Origin of the sequence: Ectothiorhodospira mobilis (assembly GCF_016584115.1) — a bacterium.
GTDB lineage: Bacteria > Pseudomonadota > Gammaproteobacteria > Ectothiorhodospirales > Ectothiorhodospiraceae > Ectothiorhodospira > Ectothiorhodospira mobilis.
The window spans coordinates 1-397 of the sequence record NZ_NRSK01000072.1 but is presented as its reverse complement, the minus strand read 5'-3'; the positions used below and the strand labels follow the sequence as shown (position 1 = coordinate 397).

Sequence of the window (397 nt, the reverse complement as noted above, 5' to 3'; positions counted from 1 at the left end):
GCGGGGGCGTGGGCCAGGACGGGGGTGTCGGCGCGCAGGGCCGCCACCAGGGGGGCGGGCAGGCCCCGCTCCCCTGCCCCTTCGTGCAGGTCCAGGTAGAGATCGGCGTCGCGCTGGAGGCGGGCGCGTTCCTCCGGGCCGCAGCCGGGGCGCAGCGCCACGGCGCGATCCAGGCCCAGGCGGGCGGCGTGGCGGGCCAGGCGGCGCCGTCCGGCGGGGTCATCCCCGGGGTGGGCGTGGATGAGATGCAGCCGGGGATGGCCCCGCTGCATCAGGAGGTGGAGGGTGTCCAGGAGGCGCGCGCCCGCGGGGCCGGTGAAGGGGCCGATGTGCAGCAGGGTGTAGGGCTGGCGCACGAGGGCCTCATGGGCGGGGTCGGCGGGCAGCGGCGCCGGGG

Annotated in this window: 1 protein-coding gene; it reads right to left on the bottom strand. The window is 79.6% G+C overall.

From position 1 onward, the window contains the following. On the bottom strand, positions 1–397 hold a 397-nt coding region (locus CKO33_RS13200; RefSeq protein ID WP_200182688.1), incomplete at both ends, for a hypothetical protein.